The sequence below is a fragment of the Bifidobacterium sp. MSTE12 genome (assembly GCF_000513015.1).
GTDB classification, from domain to species: domain Bacteria; phylum Actinomycetota; class Actinomycetes; order Actinomycetales; family Bifidobacteriaceae; genus Bifidobacterium; species Bifidobacterium dentium.
Genome location: NZ_AZYA01000017.1, coordinates 137751 through 154062, shown reverse-complemented (window position 1 = coordinate 154062; position 16312 = coordinate 137751). Strand labels below are relative to the sequence as shown.

The following is a 16312-nucleotide window of genomic DNA, read 5'->3' as shown; positions in this document are numbered from 1 at the left end:
GGAGTTGCCATCCCGCTCTCAGCCACGCATCCTCACGGCGGCTTCCTCACCGAAGACGAACGGCAATACGTAAAAGACGATGCCGTGGCAACCATCCGATCGTGCAATCGCACAATCGTGACGACAACGACGGAACAACCGTCCGATCACATGAAAAGGGGGATGCGACACTACGCCTCATCCGGACCGACCACCTTGAACAGGCACCGCCGAAGGCCGGCATCAGCTGTGATCAGGCCTTCTCAAACTACGATTCTCAGGAAGTATTCAGACTTCATGCAGGGGTATAACAGTATTGCGCAAGAAAACATACACGTAGCATGACCATCATGTTGGTACGGGACGCAACGTGCGCTTTGAGTCTGCCTTGCTGAAGTGCGCGTCCCGGCCAACGTCGACGTCGGCATGCCGCCGGCGCAACAACACAGAGAACTGGAGAAGTACCGCATGTTCGTTCTCAAGAACGCATGGGCCGCGCTCGGACGCTGCAAGTGGCGTACGGCGCTTATCGCCCTCATAGCACTGCTGGTGTCGTTCTCGGCAGCCGTGGACCTGACGGTCCTACGCTCCGACGACACCGCCAATAATGAAACATATCAGTCGCAAAAGGCTTCGGCGGTGATTCGGCCAAACGCGCAAACCAAAGCCAAACGTGACGGTGCCGACTCCAGCTATACCGACAACTACCTGACTTGGGCCAAGTACAGCGAATACGCAACCGCCGTACAGAACAAAAGCCTGACCTTCGAATACACGCTTGCCACTTCGGTACCGGTGAGGCAGAGCAAGTCGCTGACTGCGATTTCGGCAAAAACCGACACCAGCGAAGACAAGACCGGCGGCAATCTGACGCTGCAGGCCTTCTACACTTTGGATGCGGCGAAACTCAACGAATACGGTACCTACAAGGTGACCGAAGGCAAGCATCTGAGCTATAAGACCCAGGGCGACGGCGCACTGATCTCTCAGGCATTGGCCAAAAAGAACAACCTCAAGGTCGGCGACACCATCACCGTCGGCAATCCGACCAACGCATCCGAAACCTACACGTTCACCGTTCGCGGCATCTACGAATACACCGGAGAGGCACCGTCCGGCTTCGGTTCCGACGCCAAATACGCCAAGGACAATCGCGAAAACGTGATCTATACCTCGTATCTCACATTCGCCAAGGACGGCCTGGACACCACGGATGCCACAGGTTGGGCCAAGCCGGACCTGAACATCATCTTCACGCTGAGCAATCCGAGCGACTACAACACCTTCGGCAAGCTGGTGAAGAAGGCCAAGCTCGACACCAAGACGTATGAGATCACCTCACCGTCGCTGACCGCATACAAGCAATCCATCGCAAAGCTGGATTCCGCCGCCTCCACGGCACGTAAGGCGTTGCCGGCAACGCTGATCGGCGGTGGACTGGTGCTGCTTGCGCTGATTCTCTGGGCCGCAATCGCCGGCCGTCGAGACGAAATCGGCATGGCCATGGTGACGGGCGTATCCAAGGGACGTCTGGGATGGCAGTTCATGCTGGAAACCTTCATGATGACCATTCCCGCTTGGGCGATCGGTTTGATTGCGGGCGCATTACTCGCCAAACCACTGGGCACCGCTTGGGCAGGCGGTCATGCCGTGGCGATCACATCCGCTTCGGTATGGAACGTAATCTGGTGCGGCTTGGGCGCATGCCTGGTATTGGGCATCATCGCGCTGATTCGCGTACTGTGCTTCAACCTGAATCAACTGTTTGAAAACCGCTCGGAGGTGAAGGCATGAGCGACAAGGACAACGAACTCAACGAGAGGCCCGATGAAACCGTGACCGAAGCGGAAACGACCGAAGCGGTCGAAACGTCGGATGCAGCCGTCGAATCAACCACTGAGGCAGGCACCGACGCCACGACCGATGTCGATGCGGCATCCATCGATTTCGATGTCATCTATGATGACGATGAAGACGAAACCGACGCCGCGGCCGATACCGAATCCTCCGAAACCGTGGACGTACCGTCAGCAGCGGAGCAGAACGACGAGACGGCCGACGCTGACATCGTCAAAGACAATGCGAATCGTGTCAACGAGACGCTGGCGTTGCACAAGTCCGACGACATCGAATCACTGGATGCGCGTGCAACCGCGGCATCTGATTCCGCAACGAGCGTGTCTTCACGGCTGAACCGTGAAATCAAGCGCACCAGGAAGAAGGACGCCTTCTTCCTGAAGTCGAATCCGACGTTCGCGCTCAACCATGTGACGGTGACGCACCGTAAGACGGGGCGTAACATTCTCGATGACCTGTCATTGGCGTTCCAAGCCGGTGCAACCCACGCCGTGCTGGTGGATGCCGAAGACAACGAACAGCATCAGGCGCTGCTCGCCACGATGGTGGGCATGATTCGTCCGGATCGCGGCAATGTGATGAACAAAAGCGCCAATCTGAACGAAGTGGAGCCGCTGGACGTGCTTGGGCATCGCATCGGCTTCATTCCGCAACGTTTCGCCGTGCGCGGTGAGCTCGACGCGGAAAGCAACATCCTCTATGCGATGGACGCTTCGAACCGCAATTTCCTCAAGCCGAAGCCGGTGATCGCGCGAGAGCTGCTCAAACGAGTGGGATTCACCGAGGCGACCTCCGGACTGCCGATCGGTAAGCTGAGCGAACTCGATCAGCGCCGCGTGGCAATAGCGCGTGCCCTGTGCTGCGAAGCCGAGGTGATCGTCGCCGACGAGCCGACCGTCGGTCTGGATCGCGACGAAGCCGCCGAAGTGCTGGCGTTGCTGAGCAAGTTCAAGCGTGATGCGGATCGCAAACGCGCCATCATCGTGGTGACCGTCAATCCAGAGGTCGCCGATGCGATGGAGCATAGCGTAGAACTCGAGTAAACGCCTGTCCCGCCTTATATGGCGAACAGATATGGATAATCCCGGGTATGAGATGTTGAAAACCGTTGGGCGATCAACATCTCATACCCGGGATTATCCATATCGGATGCCTTGGTAACGCCGGATGGCCTCGCATCGGATGGCCTCAGCAAAAGACGAATCCGCCCCATGCGAGACGGATAGACGCCTATTCGACGACCCGCATGTGGTATTGAGCGGCCAGAGGCCTGACGTCCAGGATGCCATAGCGTTCGAGCAGATGCAGCCACTCACGCTTGTTGGCTTCACCGAAACGGGCGGCTTTGCGGGTGTAGGCCTCGGCGGTGAGGAATTTCGGCGGAATCGACTTGCTGTTGTACTTGTCGGCCACCATCACGACCTCTTGCTCGAGATTCATCGGCACATAGTCGTCCGGCGGAAGCGGAAGATTCTGTGCGACTACGGCTTCCTTAGTGAGGCCGACGCCGGTATGGTTGCGGGCGAACTGGGCGATGGATTCGTCCACGCCCCCATCCAGCAGATATTCGTAGCCTTTCAGCCCATGCTGTACATAGTGCGGCCCGTCGAATTTGAGCGGTTCACCGTCGGAACCGTCCTGCTTGAGCAGAAAGTACGTGCCGATATCATGCAACAGGCCGCCAATCACCACCATATGCTCGTCGATCAGACGCGGCGGCACCATGCCACCGGTGATGCCGTCGGTTGGCGGCACGGCCGGAATGTGGAGCATACCGAACGATTCGGAGCCCGAGATGGCAGGGACGCCAGCACCCCCATCCGGTTTGGTGCCGCCGATCTCACCTGGCTCGTCGGAAGTCAGCGCCAAGCCAAAATCGCCGGTCTTCTCAGGCACATCCGCAGGCAGGGTGCATCGACGCATGAACAGGGCGTTCTGACGACGGGCCATGCGGCGGGCGATGTCGGCCACGACCACGCAATGACCATGAATCAGGTCATAGGCGGCCTGCGACTGCGCGATTTTCTTATGCAACTCATCCACTTGGGCGAGCGTAGGGATATATCCGGTTGTCATAGGGCTCATCTTAGCGTCCGAACGCTCAGCCGCTCCGATTACGCTACGAATCCAAATCGAAAGTCAGCCCCTGCACAAACCGGTCGGGAACCGGTCGGAGCCGAGCCGCATCGAGCGAACGGTCCGAAGACATTCCGCATCAGATGGAACGGATACGGAATTCACCGGTGCGATTGGAGGCGACAATCATCCGGTCGTTCTCAAGACGGGTCCAGCCGTCTTCAGCACGCTGTTCGAAACCGGAGCTGGCCACGACCACGCCCTTCAGCCGGGCAGCGGATTCGGCGGGGACGGCACCGCCATCGGGAACCTGAGCACCCTCATCAAGCGCACGGTAACGCAGTACGCGGTAATCATGGGCCTGCTCGCCGCGACCGTACTGGTCGTAAATCTCGAGGATGCGCTTGGAAGTGACCTCACGACCTGCCGCACACAAGGCGATGAACTGATCCTGGCTCTGAATCATGCAGTTGTAGCTTGACTTCGGATAGCTCTTGCGCAACTCACGTACGGCCTGGGCCACAGCCTCGTCAAGCGCGAAGCCAAAGCCGATGTATTGCAGGATCACGGCGAAGAAAATGGCCGAATCGGAACGGCCGCCGGTGGACTGCACGATGTTCGGGTCAACCGGGAAGGAACGGTTGGTGATGATGTTACGCCCCTGATCATCGGAGATGTCACCGTTGTGGATGAAGCTCAAGCCGTTGGCGTAGAACGGCTGCTGATTCTCGAGAATCAGCGGCAGATTCGAGCTGGCCAGACGCAGATGCCACAGGCCGCCTCGGGCCGGGGTGCCGGCAAGCTCGTCGAAAATCGAGTCATGACGGGCGGCAATCGTGTTCTTGTAGATCGCGGTACCGGTTTCCGGAGAAGGCGCGCCACCGTCACGACGGTACGGGGATTCCTCCGGAACGGTGACCAAGGCGGCTCCCCAGCCGTCATTATGCACCTCACTGAGATCACGGAATTCGCGTACGGCCTGCATGCCGAGCACACCATTGAGACTGGTGTTGCTGCCTGCGGTCGCGAATCCAAGTAATCTGCACATGGTTAGAACCATACCGACCTCACATTTCGACGCGCGTACACTGCTATCAGCATTCCTTATAGCGGGCGGAAATGCAACGAACCGCTACGGGCGGTGAAATGCGGCGGTCAGACGCGCTTGAGACGGGGAGGACGCTCGGTGGCGAGGAACAACGGCTGGATTTCGACCAGCGGATTATAGGGGGCGAGCCCGAACCATTTGACCGGAGACCCGGCCAACCGGCGAATCGCATACTTGATCTGCAAAGACACCGCGCCACGTTGCGACACCTTCGATTCGGGCATCAGCGCCTTATGAATCAGCACGTAACGAATCGGGCCGATATTGACATCGGCGTCCAGCTTCGGATAACGGCTTTCCTGAGTCGGCAGATCACCCGATTTCAACATGTCGTTCATAATCTGATGAATGTAGGCCGGCAAGGACTGCGCAACCTTGAATCCCAGCCGGATACGCACCCGGAACAGAAAATCCGTACCGAAATTCTCAACCGAATATTCGCGGGTGAACGGCTCGTCGGCGGTTTCCACGGAAACGGCCCACCATGCACGGGCACGCTTCGGATGATCGGCGAAAATCGAGAAGAAGATGTCGGTATCGACACGTTTCGTTTCCGGATCGGATGTCAGATAGACGATGTTGTCGGCGAAATACGGCACGGTATCGTCGTCATGCAGCTGCCGCAGCACCGGCAGGCAGTCGGCGGGCTGCATGTGCCGGCGTTGCGTACGCTCCAGCTTCGTACCCTCGTTCCACGTATACATGATCGTCAGAATCGCCAGCGTGAGCAGCATGGTGAACCAACCGCCGCGCAGGAACTTTGCCATGGAAGCGAAGAAGAACATGAACTGGATGGCCAGAAACAGCACGGTGAATACGATGGCGCCGAACCGTCTGCCGGCATGCCAGATGTAGACGGCCAGCAGAATCGTGGTGGTGATCATCGTGATGGTCAACGCCAGACCGTAGGCGGCTGAAATATGCTCGGAATCGCGGAAAATCGCCAACACGATCAGCGTAGCCGCGCAAAGCACCCCATTGACGACCGGAATGTAGAGCTGGCCGCGCGTACGGGCCGGATAGCGCACCTGCAGATGGGGCATCCAGTTGAGGCGGGTGGCTTCCGACACCATGGTGTAGGCGCCGGTGATCAGGGCCTGCGAGGCGATCACGCCGGCAGCGACGGACAGTATCACGGCAATGTACCGTACGGACGGGGTCATCATCTCGAAGAACGGGTTCAGACCGTGCATGCGCCGGTAGGCGGAATCGTCCCAATGATCGAGCATCCACGCTCCCTGGCCGAAGTAGCACAGTACCAGTGCGATCTTGATGAACGGCCAAGTGCAGTAGATGTTGCCGCGGCCAACATGGCCCATGTCGGAATACAGCGCCTCGGCGCCAGTAGTCGACAGGAACACGGTGCCCATCACGGCGATGCCGGCCACGTTGTGGTGGCTGAACAGGAAGCGGACGCCATACACCGGGTTGAGCGCGGCGAAAACGCTCCAGTCGTTGCTCAGATTCATGAGCCCCACGACGGCCAGGAACGAGAACCATATCATCACCACGGAGCCGAAAGTACGGCCTATGCGCTCGGTGCCGTGCGATTGCACGGAAAACAGCACCACAATGATCACGACGGTGATCATCAGCGTAAGTTCCTTGTTCTCCGTCATCACATGTTCCAGCGCAGGCAACGTTTCCAAGCCTTCCACGGCGGAACTGATCGATACCGCGGGAGTCAGCACGGAATCGGCGAGGAACGCCGCGCCACCGAGCATGGCGGGAATCGCAAGCCATGCACCGTATTTGCGAATCAGCGAATACAGCGCGAAAATGCCGCCTTCGCCCTTGTTGTCGATACGCATGGCGATCAGCACGTACTTGACGGTGGTGATGAGCGTGATCGACCAGAACACCAGCGACAGCACGCCGAGCACGGCTTCGCGATCGGCGTTGGCCAAGCCGCCCTGACCGTTGAGGAAGGTCTGCATGGTATACAGCGGCGAAGTGCCGATATCGCCATATACCACGCCAAGTGCGACCACTGCCATGGAAAAGGTGATTTTGTCGGGGCCGGACTGCAGTCTGCTCCACCAGCGGCCCAGACGGCCTCTACTGGCCGCCTCATCGAGCTTGGCGGCTTCCTGCTGCTTTTCCTCGTGCTGTTTGATGAGCTCCTGGCGCTCTTCTTTGGTCAGGACCTTGTGCGAGACCTTGGGCGCCTGCGTATAGGCCGCTGCGTGGAGCAACGGTTTCTCTTCGTCTGGCTCGTTCGCCATAACGCTTCCTCCAAGTGGCGGGCCTTCCAACCCACTCCCCAAAATAACACGCAAGGCGGCACACTAGGAGCGCCGTGGGCGGTTGTCAAATCCTCAAGCCCGATTCAGCCGTCGACAATCATGTTCGACGTGTGCTCAGCACCATGGCGGCTCTCTCAAAACCCTTAGATTCCATACACTTTGCGCGTAGTCTCACGAGTGGCGCGCGCAATTTCAGCCAATGGCTTATCAAGATAGTTGGCGAGCGCCTGCAGGGTGTACGGAATCATATATGGCGCGTTGGTGCGGCCACGATAGGGCATGGGGCTCAGGTAGGGCGCGTCCGTTTCGACCATGACGTGGTCAAGGCCGACGAGTTTGACCGATTCGCGGATGCCATCATTGCCTTTGTAGCTGGATGTGCCGGAAAGGCTCAGGTACCAGCCGTTTTCACGCGCGATCTCACCCATTTCGGCGTCGCCGGAGTAGCTGTGGAATACGGTGCGTTCCGGAGCGCCATCGGCGAGCAAGGTTTCGATGACCTCCTTGTGGGAATCGCGGTCGTGGATCTGCATGGGCAGTCCCAATTCCTTGGCGAGTGCGATATGTGCGCGGAAGGCTTCGCGTTGAAGTTCCTTGGCGGCTTCGCCGGTACGAAACAGGTCCATGCCGGTTTCGCCGATGGCGACCACCTGCTTCGGGTAGGTGACGGCGAGCCGGTGCACTTCGGCCATGGCGTCATCGAAATTGACGTCATGCCACGGTTTGTATTTGAGCGGCAGGCCGTCGGGGCCGGGTACGCCGCGGTGTCCATGGAGCACGGATTCGTTGGGGTGGATGGCGATGGCCGCATGCACGACATCGGGATGTTCGCGGGCCATGTCGATGGCGGTCATGAGGTTGGGCAGTTCGCAGCCGCAGTCGATGACACCTTCCACGCCGACCGCCTGTGCTTGGGACAGCAATTCGTCGACACTGTAGACGGGCACTTCGGGTTGGCCCTTTTCTGCGGCTTCATGGCTCATGGCTCGGGAGAAGGGCACGACGGAGGCCACATGCGTGTGATTGTCGATGACGTGCGCGTCGTCGGGAAGGGGCTGCGGGGCCGGGGCCCAGCTACGGTCGCGATGGTGTTTGCTCATAGGACCTAGATTAGTCCCGCCAGCAGTCGTTGTAGTCGAGACCGGTAAGAAGTTCCACTGTGTTGCGGATCTCCGGTTTTACGTCGGTCTTGGCCCCGCCATGCTGCAGGCGGTGGATTTCCATGAGCAGCATGTTGTCGGTTTCCTTGCTGAGGCTCATGCGCTGCGATTCGACCCATCCGATGGTCATGGCGATGGCGAACCAGCCGAGCAGTATCGCGCCGATGCCGATGCGGGCTGACGCGGGTTGCGTATCGAGTCGGGAATCGAAGCCGGTGGCGGCCAGCACGAGGCCCGTGCCGATGGAGAGCAGGCCGCTGCACAGCTGGCGTACAAAGGTCTGTGCGCCAAGGAATGTGGCCGAACGATAACGTTTGGTGACGATTTGGTCCACGTCCGCCATATAGGGGAAGACCTGCCATGGCAGGTAGCCGCATAGCGATTTGAAGGAGAAGAACCAGACCGCTCCGATGATGGTGAACGCCGTCCATGCGGCGCGTGACATCGTGCCTGAAAGCATCCAGCTGGCAAACATCCAGGCCACGCCGATCAGGCATCCGGCGAAGTTGATGGCGTACAGCCTGCGTGGACCGATCCTGATGATCGCCCAGCCGAAGACCGGCATAAGCGGCAGTGAGATCACGGCGCAGGTGAGCAGCATCGAGGCGAACGCGGCCGTGACGCCCCAATCGTAGATCGCGAAGAACAGGAACAGCTGGCCGAAGATGTCCATTGACACCATCACCATGACGTAAACCGTGAGATGACGCCGAAATTCCGCGATACGCAGCGTGGAAGCGTATTCACGCAGCATGACGGACATGCGATGCAGCCAGACCTGCGTGACGTGACGGGCCGGACGGATAATCGGACCGGCGGCGATCGTGGCCGAGTCTCCATCGGAATCCTCATACATGCCGAACCCTGCCTGCCGTGGCGACATCTCCCACGTGGAACGCCAGCAGATGAAAACCGCCAAGGCGAACATGGAAGTGACCGCGAACGCAAATCCCATATATCCGCCGGGATGGTCCTCCCCCACCGCCGAGAGCACGATGCCTCCAAGCAACGGGATCAACGTGCCGGACGCGGTGGAGAGGAACAGCCGTACGGTGGACAGCGTAGTGCGTTCGCTGAAATCGGCGGTCATCTCGCCGGGCAACGTGCTATACGATGTGCCGAACAGCTGCGCCAGCATGACCCACACCACGTACACCAGGCAGTACAGGAACGTCGGAAGTCCGGGAATCCACAGCAGGCAGCCCACAAGCACCGCCGGAGCCACGAAGGCGAGCACCAGGCTCCGACGGCCGAACCGCCTGCCGATGCGGAACCGGTAGAGGTTGTCGCACAGCACGCCGAAACCGAGCGCGGCGAAAGCGCTCAGAATGGCGCTCATGCCGATCACGCTTTGCGTCAGGCCGATGTCCATGCCGCAGAAGCGATTCCAGAACAATGCCAGATAGGTGGCGACGAGCGCACCCTGCCCGCCGCCGTAAAGGTCTCCCATACCGTAGCCGATGGCCGATATGGCAGTGACCTTGCGTGGTTGATGCGATTCCTGCATGGATACCGCCCGTTGCCTATGCCGTCATTTGATGGTGATGATGCTGAACGACCAGGCGGGCGCGAGATATGCGCCGTCCGTCAGATCGACGGCGGCTTCGACCGGTTTGGTCGGCGATGCCTTGCCGATGTCGCCGGCATACGGATCGTCACCTTCCAACACTGTGGCCGTCGCGGCGGCGATCTCAGCGGGAATGCCGAGTTCGGCGAGAATCTGACTGATGTCGAACATCGCCGGTTCGGACATCGCGTTGACGATGCGCAGATAGGTCTCGCCTTCGCCCTCGTTCCGCGCGACGGTAACGGTGCGCCTCGGCTCGTCCCGGACCTCTTCCCCGCAGGCGATGGGTTCTCCATCGATGTACAGCTTCATGGCCTGTCCGCGGTCGGAGATCTCGATATGCACCTGCCATGTGGTGCCTGGTCGCACCTCGTTCATGGAGACTTCGGTACCGGCGAGCGCGTAGCCGGTACCGTCGCGGACCACCTGTACGCTGTGGCCGCGGCCGGGGGAGACGATGTTGTGATTCTTGCCGTCGACGTCGCCGCTGATCAGTTGCATGCCCCAGCGGCCTTCGTAGTAGACGACGGTGGCGTCGATGGAGTAGTCGTCCGCGCTGAGATCGAGACCGGTGTCGATGCGGCGGGCGTCGTAGTGTACGTCGCCGAGTTCGATCCGCTTGCCGCAGGCCGTGGTGACGGTCAGATCCTTCAGATCGGCTTTGGCGTTGCCGTCGATGAGTAGCCTCACCGTGTTCGGCAGGTCACGGCGTAGCGTGGTGGGTCCTTCGACCGCGACCGGCCATGCCGTGTCGGCCGTGGTGGTGGCGTACATCCGCTGCACCCAGTAGCTGTATGGCAGGTAGACGCGTTCGTTGTCGAAGTAGATCAGGTCCGGATTCCAGCTGTGATGTCCGTTTTTGGCGAACAGCGGGGCGTAGGAGGACATGACCACCGCGTCGCCGTTCAATTCCATGCGTCCCATGAATGCCGCCTCGGACAGGCCGTTGATCAGCTGTGTGTTCCAGGATCCGTATTCTCCGAGATAGATTTTCGGGCCTCTGCGGTCCGCGTCGTCGTAATGGTCGAGGTTGTGGAACCACCAGCTGGATGACTGGTAGGAGTGTTCGTCGACGATCGGTACGCCGGCCTCGCGCGCGTACTTCCAGCCTTCCTCATAGTCCTGACCGCTTGGGGCCGGCCCGACGGTGCCAACGACGACGATGTCGGGATATGCGGCCTTGATCGCGTCGAAGATCTGCTGGAAACGATTCTTGAACACCGGGTCGATGAGGTCTTCGTTGCCGATGCCGAGGTATTCGAGGCCGAATGGCTCGAGATGTCCCATGGCGGCGCGCTTTGCGCCCCATTCGGTGGTGACGTCGCCGTTGCAGAATTCGATGAGGTGCAGTACTTCATCGATGTAGGACGGCATGTCTTTCTGCGCGATCGGTACCGGTCCTTGGCTGGTGTTCTGGCAGCTCACGCCGGCGGGCAGTACCGGCAACGGCTTTGCGCCGATGGTTTCGCACAGGCACAGGTATTCGTAGTAGCCGATGCGGAATGACTGGTGGTAGCCCCATAGGTTGAAGTTATGCGGGCGATGCTCCACTTCGCCGATGGTGCGGTCCCAGTGGTACATGTTGTCCATGCCGAGACCGTGCGTGATGCAACCGCCCGGGAATCTCATGAATCGCGGATGCAGGTCGGCGAGCGCCTCCACCAGGTCGGGGCGGAAGTGTTTGAGACCCTGGTAGGTGGTGCGTGGTTCGAGCGTGACGAAGTCAAGGTCGATGGTGCCCGGTTGGGTGAATGTCAGGCGTAGCGTGCCCTGCGTGGCGGCTCCCGAGGCGACGAGGGACGTTTCGATCCTGTTCCAGACGGTGTTGTCGATGGTGACGGAAGTTTCAGCGAGCACGTTGCCGTCATCGCCAAGCAGAGCGATGGTGACGGGCATGGAGGCGCCAGCTTCGACGCGCATCCAGGCAGAGCAGTCATAGGTTTCGCCGGTGCGGAAGACCATGCCGTCCCATCCGACGTTTTCCAACGCGACGGGTGCCTGCTCAACTTCGATTGAGGCGTAATGCGGGTTTTCGCATGCCACAGGATCGTCGGTCAGTACGTCGAAGGCGGCGAATGAGCCTTCCGGCACGACTTTGCGCCAGAAACTGTAGTTGCTCCAGTCGGCGGCATCGGCGCGATTGTATTCGAAGGCGCCATTCTGTACGAGGTCGGCGTTCAGGCCGCCGTCGCCGGAGTAGCTGATGTCTTCGAAGAAAATGCCCCACAGGTCGGTGCTGATGTTGCGTATGCCTGCCTTGTTCAGGATTGCGGTGAGCTTGTCCATGTTCTTGTTCCTTTTCTCAGAGGGGACGGATGGCGAACCAGAGTGCGCCGTGGGCAGGGATGGTCCCGCGGATCACGCGGTCTTCCCCCTCGCCTTCGATGCGTATGTCGGATGGGGTTCCGGGAGCGTCTGCCCACAGGTCGGCAAGTGTCCAGTCGCGATTCCGGTCGGCGATGCCGACGAAGCTTTGCAGTTGGATGTTGCCTTTGAGCTCATGGGGTTCGTCGCCGGTCCAGAAGATCGCTCCATAATGGCTGCCCGGATGTGCGCAAGGCGTGCCGTCGGCCCATTTGACCGCGTCGGCGGTCCATACGATGAGGTCGCCGATATAGCTGTCTTCGACGTTCCATTCGGAAAACAGCCGTTCGCGCACAATCTCACGGTTGTTGGCGGAACCGGCCGTCACTTCACGCAATGCGGGATTGGTGAGCAGTGCAATCGTGTCATCATCGCTGGTAGGCAGATCGCCGCCGACCATCAATGGCGAACGGCCCATGCACCACAATGTCAGCAGCGTCTTCTGCTCATCGAGCGTCAGCCGTGACTGCCGGTCGTCGCCGCGTTCGGCACGCAATCCGATATGACCGAGCGGCAGCATGTCGGCATCGGCCCAATGGCCGGTCCGTTGCAGCGGTGCCCAACGTGCCAGGCGAGGGAATTGCTGGAAGATGTCTTCCCACCGATCCCACAGATCGTCGGAAATGCGCCACATCTGCGCAACGTCTCGCAGAAAATCGACATGCGTGCTGGCCACCCAGCCGCCCGGCGACAGCGAGAGCGTGATCCGGCGGCCATACCGCTTTTCCGCCTTCGCGATGGCATTATGGTAGGCCTCGATCTCTTCCGGGAAGAATGGCGTCTGCATGTCATCGACCTTCAGAAAATCCAAGCCCCATGAGGCGAACAGGTCGACTTGCGCGTCATACCAAGCCTGAGCGCCGGCATCACCACGCTTCAGACCGTAGTTGTCGTGATTCCACACGCAGTTGTGCTCAGTGTCGGCGACATCCCGCGCGGTGAGATCGGTGTCTTTCACCGGCAGATTTTCGTGTACGGCCTGACGCGGAATGCCTCGCATCACATGCACGCCGAGTTTCAGACCAAGCTCATGCACCGCATCGGCGAGCGGGCCGAACCCTTTGCCTTCGGCGGAGCTCGGGAAACGACGTTCGTCGGGCAACTGCCGGCCGTATTCATCGATGCATAGTGGCGTACCGTCGGAATATCCGTGGGCGTGGGCGTTGGGATCGAACCAACCGGCGTCGATTACCAGCGTGTCCCAGCCGGCGGCCTTCAGATGTTCCGCCATGAATCGCGCGTTGGCGAGCACCTCGTCTTCGGTGATGGTGGTGCCGTAGGAATCCCAGCTGTTCCAGCCCATTGGTGGTCGCCAGGCCTTCAGCGATGTGTCAGGCAGTGTCGTCATCGAGCCGCTCCTTTGTTTGTCCGATCTGTGCGATCGCTCGGCATACGTTCCGTATTCCATGGTCGCAATCGTCGGTCCTTCCCGACAATCACTATATGTAACGGTACATATTCTAATAAGGTTTCAGCATCGCACAACTTGCACAACCATTCGGTGAGTCTGCTGATTTTTCAGCATTTTTCAGATAAGAAACTCCGATTTTACAGCAACGAAAATATATAATATCGTTACATATAATCAGTAGTTCATTCATCGAGGAGGCCATCTATGGCAACCAGCAAGCCGACGCTGCGCGACGTAGCCGCCGCGGCCGGGGTCTCCCCCATGACCGCCTCGAATGCGCTGCGCGGCAAAACGGGCGTCAAGGAATCGACACGGGCTAGAGTGCTCGCTGCGGCGAAAAAGCTGGATTACCGCATCAATCTGACCGCCAGCATGCTGAAATCCGGCCGCAGCAACATCATCCACGTCATCGTCAACGAATTCGACTCACCGTTCTATTCGAAACTCACGCAGGCACTGAGCAACGAAATCGTGGCACGCGGGCTCACGCCGTTCATCGAACAGACGCGCTATTCCGCCGACGCCGCCGCGCACGCGCTGACCAGCAATCCGTTCTCCGGACAATTATTCGACGGTGAGATCCTGCATGCCACCGGCCTAGGTACGAATCTGCCGCTCGCCAAGCTGAACGGCGGCAGGCCGTTCGTACTGGTGGACGCCTGCGAGGAGATACCGACCGTCGATGCCGTGAACTTTCCCAACGAGGAGGCCGAACGCGCGGCGGCCCAGCATCTGATCGACCATGGATGCCGCAAAATCGCAATCGTGGGCCATGCCTTTACCAAACGCGCCGACCTGGCCCACGCGCAGAACGCGTTTCTGCTGCGTCTCCGCGGCGCGTGCAACGCACTGCTGGACGCAGGATTGCCATATGACGAAACCACCGTTTTCGAAGCGGGCAGCGCCGAAGACGGCATCGCCGCAGGGCATGCGATTGCGCAGCAGATTCTGGCGACGCGCGGAAACGCCGACGTCGGAGACGTGGCCGACCCGCCATTCGACGGCGTATGCTGCGCGAATGATTTCGCCGCGTTCGGCGTAATCCGGGGTCTTGCCAATCATGGCATCCGCGTACCGCAAGACGTGCAGGTGATCGGATTCGACGGCGTGACCAGCGGATCGTACGCCACACCTTCGCTGAGCACCATCGAGGTGGATCTCAATCAGCTTGCCAAGTTCGCGCTTGACATGATCGCCGAACGTGTCGAACGCCGAGGAGAAGAGGACGCCGAACCGTTACCGCCAAGCCGAGCCACAATCGGATACCAACTGGTGGAACGCGAATCCACCGCGCCTCACCTCCTCTAAACACCTTCCCCTGATCCTCGAGCCATCTTCCCCTGACGGGGAAGGCCACAGACAAAGGAACACCCATGAACACCACCACAGAAGCCTACATTTTCGTGCATTTCATCGGCGACGAGAAAACGCCGACCGATGAACAGCTGTATTTCGCACTGAGTCGCGACGGCGTGCACTGGCAGGATCTTCGCCCCGCCGGCAAACCGGCATTGCAATGGCTGAACGGCGAACAGGGTGTGCGCGACCCGCACATCACACGCGACCCGCGCGGTGGGTTCCATATCGTGGCCACCGATCTGAGCATCTATTATCGCGGCGGCTGGGGGCCGAACGACGGCGCGACCACGAACGGCTCGACCGGTCTGGTGATCTGGGACTCCCCCGATCTTGTGCACTGGAGCGAACCGCGCCTAGTGGATGTCGCCTCCAAGATTCCGGGGGCCGGCATGGCTTGGGCACCGGAAGCCAATTGGGATCCGGTCCGCGAACAGTGGATCGTGTTCTGGTCCACCCAATGCAACATCGAGGAACCAGACAATCCGCTGGCTAACGAGTTGGGCGACCCGACGAACGTGTATTACGCGACCACGCGCGATTTCGTCACGTTTTCCGATCCGGTCAAATGGATCGACCGCAAGAACGTCATCATCGACTCGACCATGCTGCTCGACGATGATGGCTGGTGGTATCGCGCATCCAAGGATTCGGAAATCACCATCGAACGCACGCGCAACCCGTACGCGGTAACCTACGAGGTGTTGCGCACCGACGATCCGAATGAATGGTCATATGTGGGCACGCTCACCGACATCTTCGGCAATGGGCGTTACTCCATGCACTATCTGGAAGGTCCGGAACTGTTCCGCTACAACGATGCGGACATACATGAAGTGGCCGGAAGGAACATGCCGTTCGGCCTGATGTGCGATCAGTACGCGGAAGCCAAGGGTTATCTGTCGTTCCGCACCGCTTCGCTCGCCTCGCACGATCCCGCCGATTGGCAGCGTGCCGACGATATCGATTTCGGCACTTTGAAGAAGCGTCACGGTGCGATTCTGCCGATTACATCCGCCGAATATGACGCCGTGCAGGCCGCCTTCAGCCTATAAGGATTGGAATGTGACGCTCGTCCGGGCATGGACCGGACGGCTGGGCCGTGCACGATTCGCCCTGAAAGGTCCTCAGGCGAATCGTGCACGGAGGCCATATGTTAGGGGGTATATATTCAGGTCTTTTGCCATC

General features: G+C 59.7%; 11 protein-coding genes. 4 read left to right on the top strand and 7 right to left on the bottom strand.

Annotated elements, in window-relative coordinates:
- The first annotated feature begins 447 nt into the window (after positions 1-447).
- Together HMPREF1494_RS05100 and HMPREF1494_RS05095 are read left to right on the top strand one after the other, a co-directional pair.
- On the top strand, positions 448-1773 hold the full coding sequence (locus HMPREF1494_RS05100) for an ABC transporter permease (RefSeq protein ID WP_231495334.1): 1326 nt from the start codon (positions 448-450) through the stop codon (positions 1771-1773).
- Positions 1770-2879: an ATP-binding cassette domain-containing protein gene (locus HMPREF1494_RS05095; RefSeq protein ID WP_003838403.1), complete on the top strand. Its 1110-nt coding sequence runs from the start codon at positions 1770-1772 to the stop codon at positions 2877-2879. The genes HMPREF1494_RS05100 and HMPREF1494_RS05095 overlap by 4 nt, the downstream gene beginning before the upstream one ends.
- A gap of 187 nt (positions 2880-3066) precedes the next feature.
- On the opposite strand, the gene HMPREF1494_RS05090 is transcribed toward HMPREF1494_RS05095, so the two are convergent.
- From HMPREF1494_RS05090 to HMPREF1494_RS05060, 7 genes are all read right to left on the bottom strand, one after another.
- Positions 3067-3912 carry an HD domain-containing protein gene (locus tag HMPREF1494_RS05090; protein ID WP_034520420.1) on the bottom strand — a complete coding sequence of 282 codons (846 nt, stop codon included), beginning with the start codon at positions 3910-3912 and terminating at the stop codon, positions 3067-3069.
- 139 nt (positions 3913-4051) lie between these two features.
- Positions 4052-4960 (bottom strand): class II glutamine amidotransferase, encoded by a 909-nt coding sequence (locus HMPREF1494_RS05085; RefSeq protein ID WP_034520417.1) that lies wholly within the window; start codon positions 4958-4960, stop codon positions 4052-4054.
- A gap of 107 nt (positions 4961-5067) precedes the next feature.
- Positions 5068-7245, bottom strand: a complete 2178-nt coding sequence (locus HMPREF1494_RS05080) for a KUP/HAK/KT family potassium transporter (RefSeq protein WP_003838396.1) — start codon at positions 7243-7245, stop codon at positions 5068-5070.
- Between the two features lie 164 nt (positions 7246-7409).
- On the bottom strand, positions 7410-8366 hold the full coding sequence (locus HMPREF1494_RS05075; RefSeq protein WP_012902556.1) for a TatD family hydrolase: 957 nt from the start codon (positions 8364-8366) through the stop codon (positions 7410-7412).
- 10 nt (positions 8367-8376) lie between these two features.
- Positions 8377-9933, bottom strand: coding sequence for an MFS transporter (locus HMPREF1494_RS05070; RefSeq protein ID WP_034520414.1), 1557 nt, complete (start codon positions 9931-9933; stop codon positions 8377-8379).
- Between the two features lie 24 nt (positions 9934-9957).
- Positions 9958-12279 carry an alpha-L-arabinofuranosidase C-terminal domain-containing protein gene (locus tag HMPREF1494_RS05065; RefSeq protein WP_034520411.1) on the bottom strand — a complete coding sequence of 774 codons (2322 nt, stop codon included), beginning with the start codon at positions 12277-12279 and terminating at the stop codon, positions 9958-9960.
- Positions 12280-12295: 16 nt separating this feature from the next.
- Positions 12296-13660: a glycoside hydrolase family 27 protein gene (locus tag HMPREF1494_RS05060; protein ID WP_034520446.1), complete on the bottom strand. Its 1365-nt coding sequence runs from the start codon at positions 13658-13660 to the stop codon at positions 12296-12298.
- A gap of 312 nt (positions 13661-13972) precedes the next feature.
- On the opposite strand from HMPREF1494_RS05060, the gene HMPREF1494_RS05055 reads away from it, so the two are divergent.
- Positions 13973-15076 (top strand): LacI family DNA-binding transcriptional regulator, encoded by a 1104-nt coding sequence (locus tag HMPREF1494_RS05055; protein WP_034520408.1) that lies wholly within the window; start codon positions 13973-13975, stop codon positions 15074-15076.
- A 65-nt stretch (positions 15077-15141) separates the two neighbouring features.
- Positions 15142-16179 carry a glycoside hydrolase family 43 protein gene (locus tag HMPREF1494_RS05050; protein ID WP_003838380.1) on the top strand — a complete coding sequence of 346 codons (1038 nt, stop codon included), beginning with the start codon at positions 15142-15144 and terminating at the stop codon, positions 16177-16179.
- The last annotated feature ends 133 nt before the right edge of the window (positions 16180-16312 follow it).

Excerpts from the sequence above, each read along its gene's own strand:
- HMPREF1494_RS05060 (WP_034520446.1), bottom strand. The coding sequence starts at position 13,660 with ATGGGCTGGAACAGCTGGGATTCCTACGGCACCACCATCACCGAAGAC.
- HMPREF1494_RS05075 (WP_012902556.1), bottom strand. The coding sequence starts at position 8,366 with ATGAGCAAACACCATCGCGACCGTAGCTGGGCCCCGGCCCCGCAGCCC.
- HMPREF1494_RS05055 (WP_034520408.1), top strand. The coding sequence starts at position 13,973 with ATGGCAACCAGCAAGCCGACGCTGCGCGACGTAGCCGCCGCGGCCGGG.
- HMPREF1494_RS05090 (WP_034520420.1), bottom strand. The coding sequence starts at position 3,912 with ATGACAACCGGATATATCCCTACGCTCGCCCAAGTGGATGAGTTGCAT.
- HMPREF1494_RS05065 (WP_034520411.1), bottom strand. The coding sequence starts at position 12,279 with ATGGACAAGCTCACCGCAATCCTGAACAAGGCAGGCATACGCAACATC.
- HMPREF1494_RS05100 (WP_231495334.1), top strand. The coding sequence starts at position 448 with ATGTTCGTTCTCAAGAACGCATGGGCCGCGCTCGGACGCTGCAAGTGG.
- HMPREF1494_RS05095 (WP_003838403.1), top strand. The coding sequence starts at position 1,770 with ATGAGCGACAAGGACAACGAACTCAACGAGAGGCCCGATGAAACCGTG.
- HMPREF1494_RS05085 (WP_034520417.1), bottom strand. The coding sequence starts at position 4,960 with ATGTGCAGATTACTTGGATTCGCGACCGCAGGCAGCAACACCAGTCTC.
- HMPREF1494_RS05070 (WP_034520414.1), bottom strand. The coding sequence starts at position 9,933 with ATGCAGGAATCGCATCAACCACGCAAGGTCACTGCCATATCGGCCATC.
- HMPREF1494_RS05080 (WP_003838396.1), bottom strand. The coding sequence starts at position 7,245 with ATGGCGAACGAGCCAGACGAAGAGAAACCGTTGCTCCACGCAGCGGCC.
- HMPREF1494_RS05050 (WP_003838380.1), top strand. The coding sequence starts at position 15,142 with ATGAACACCACCACAGAAGCCTACATTTTCGTGCATTTCATCGGCGAC.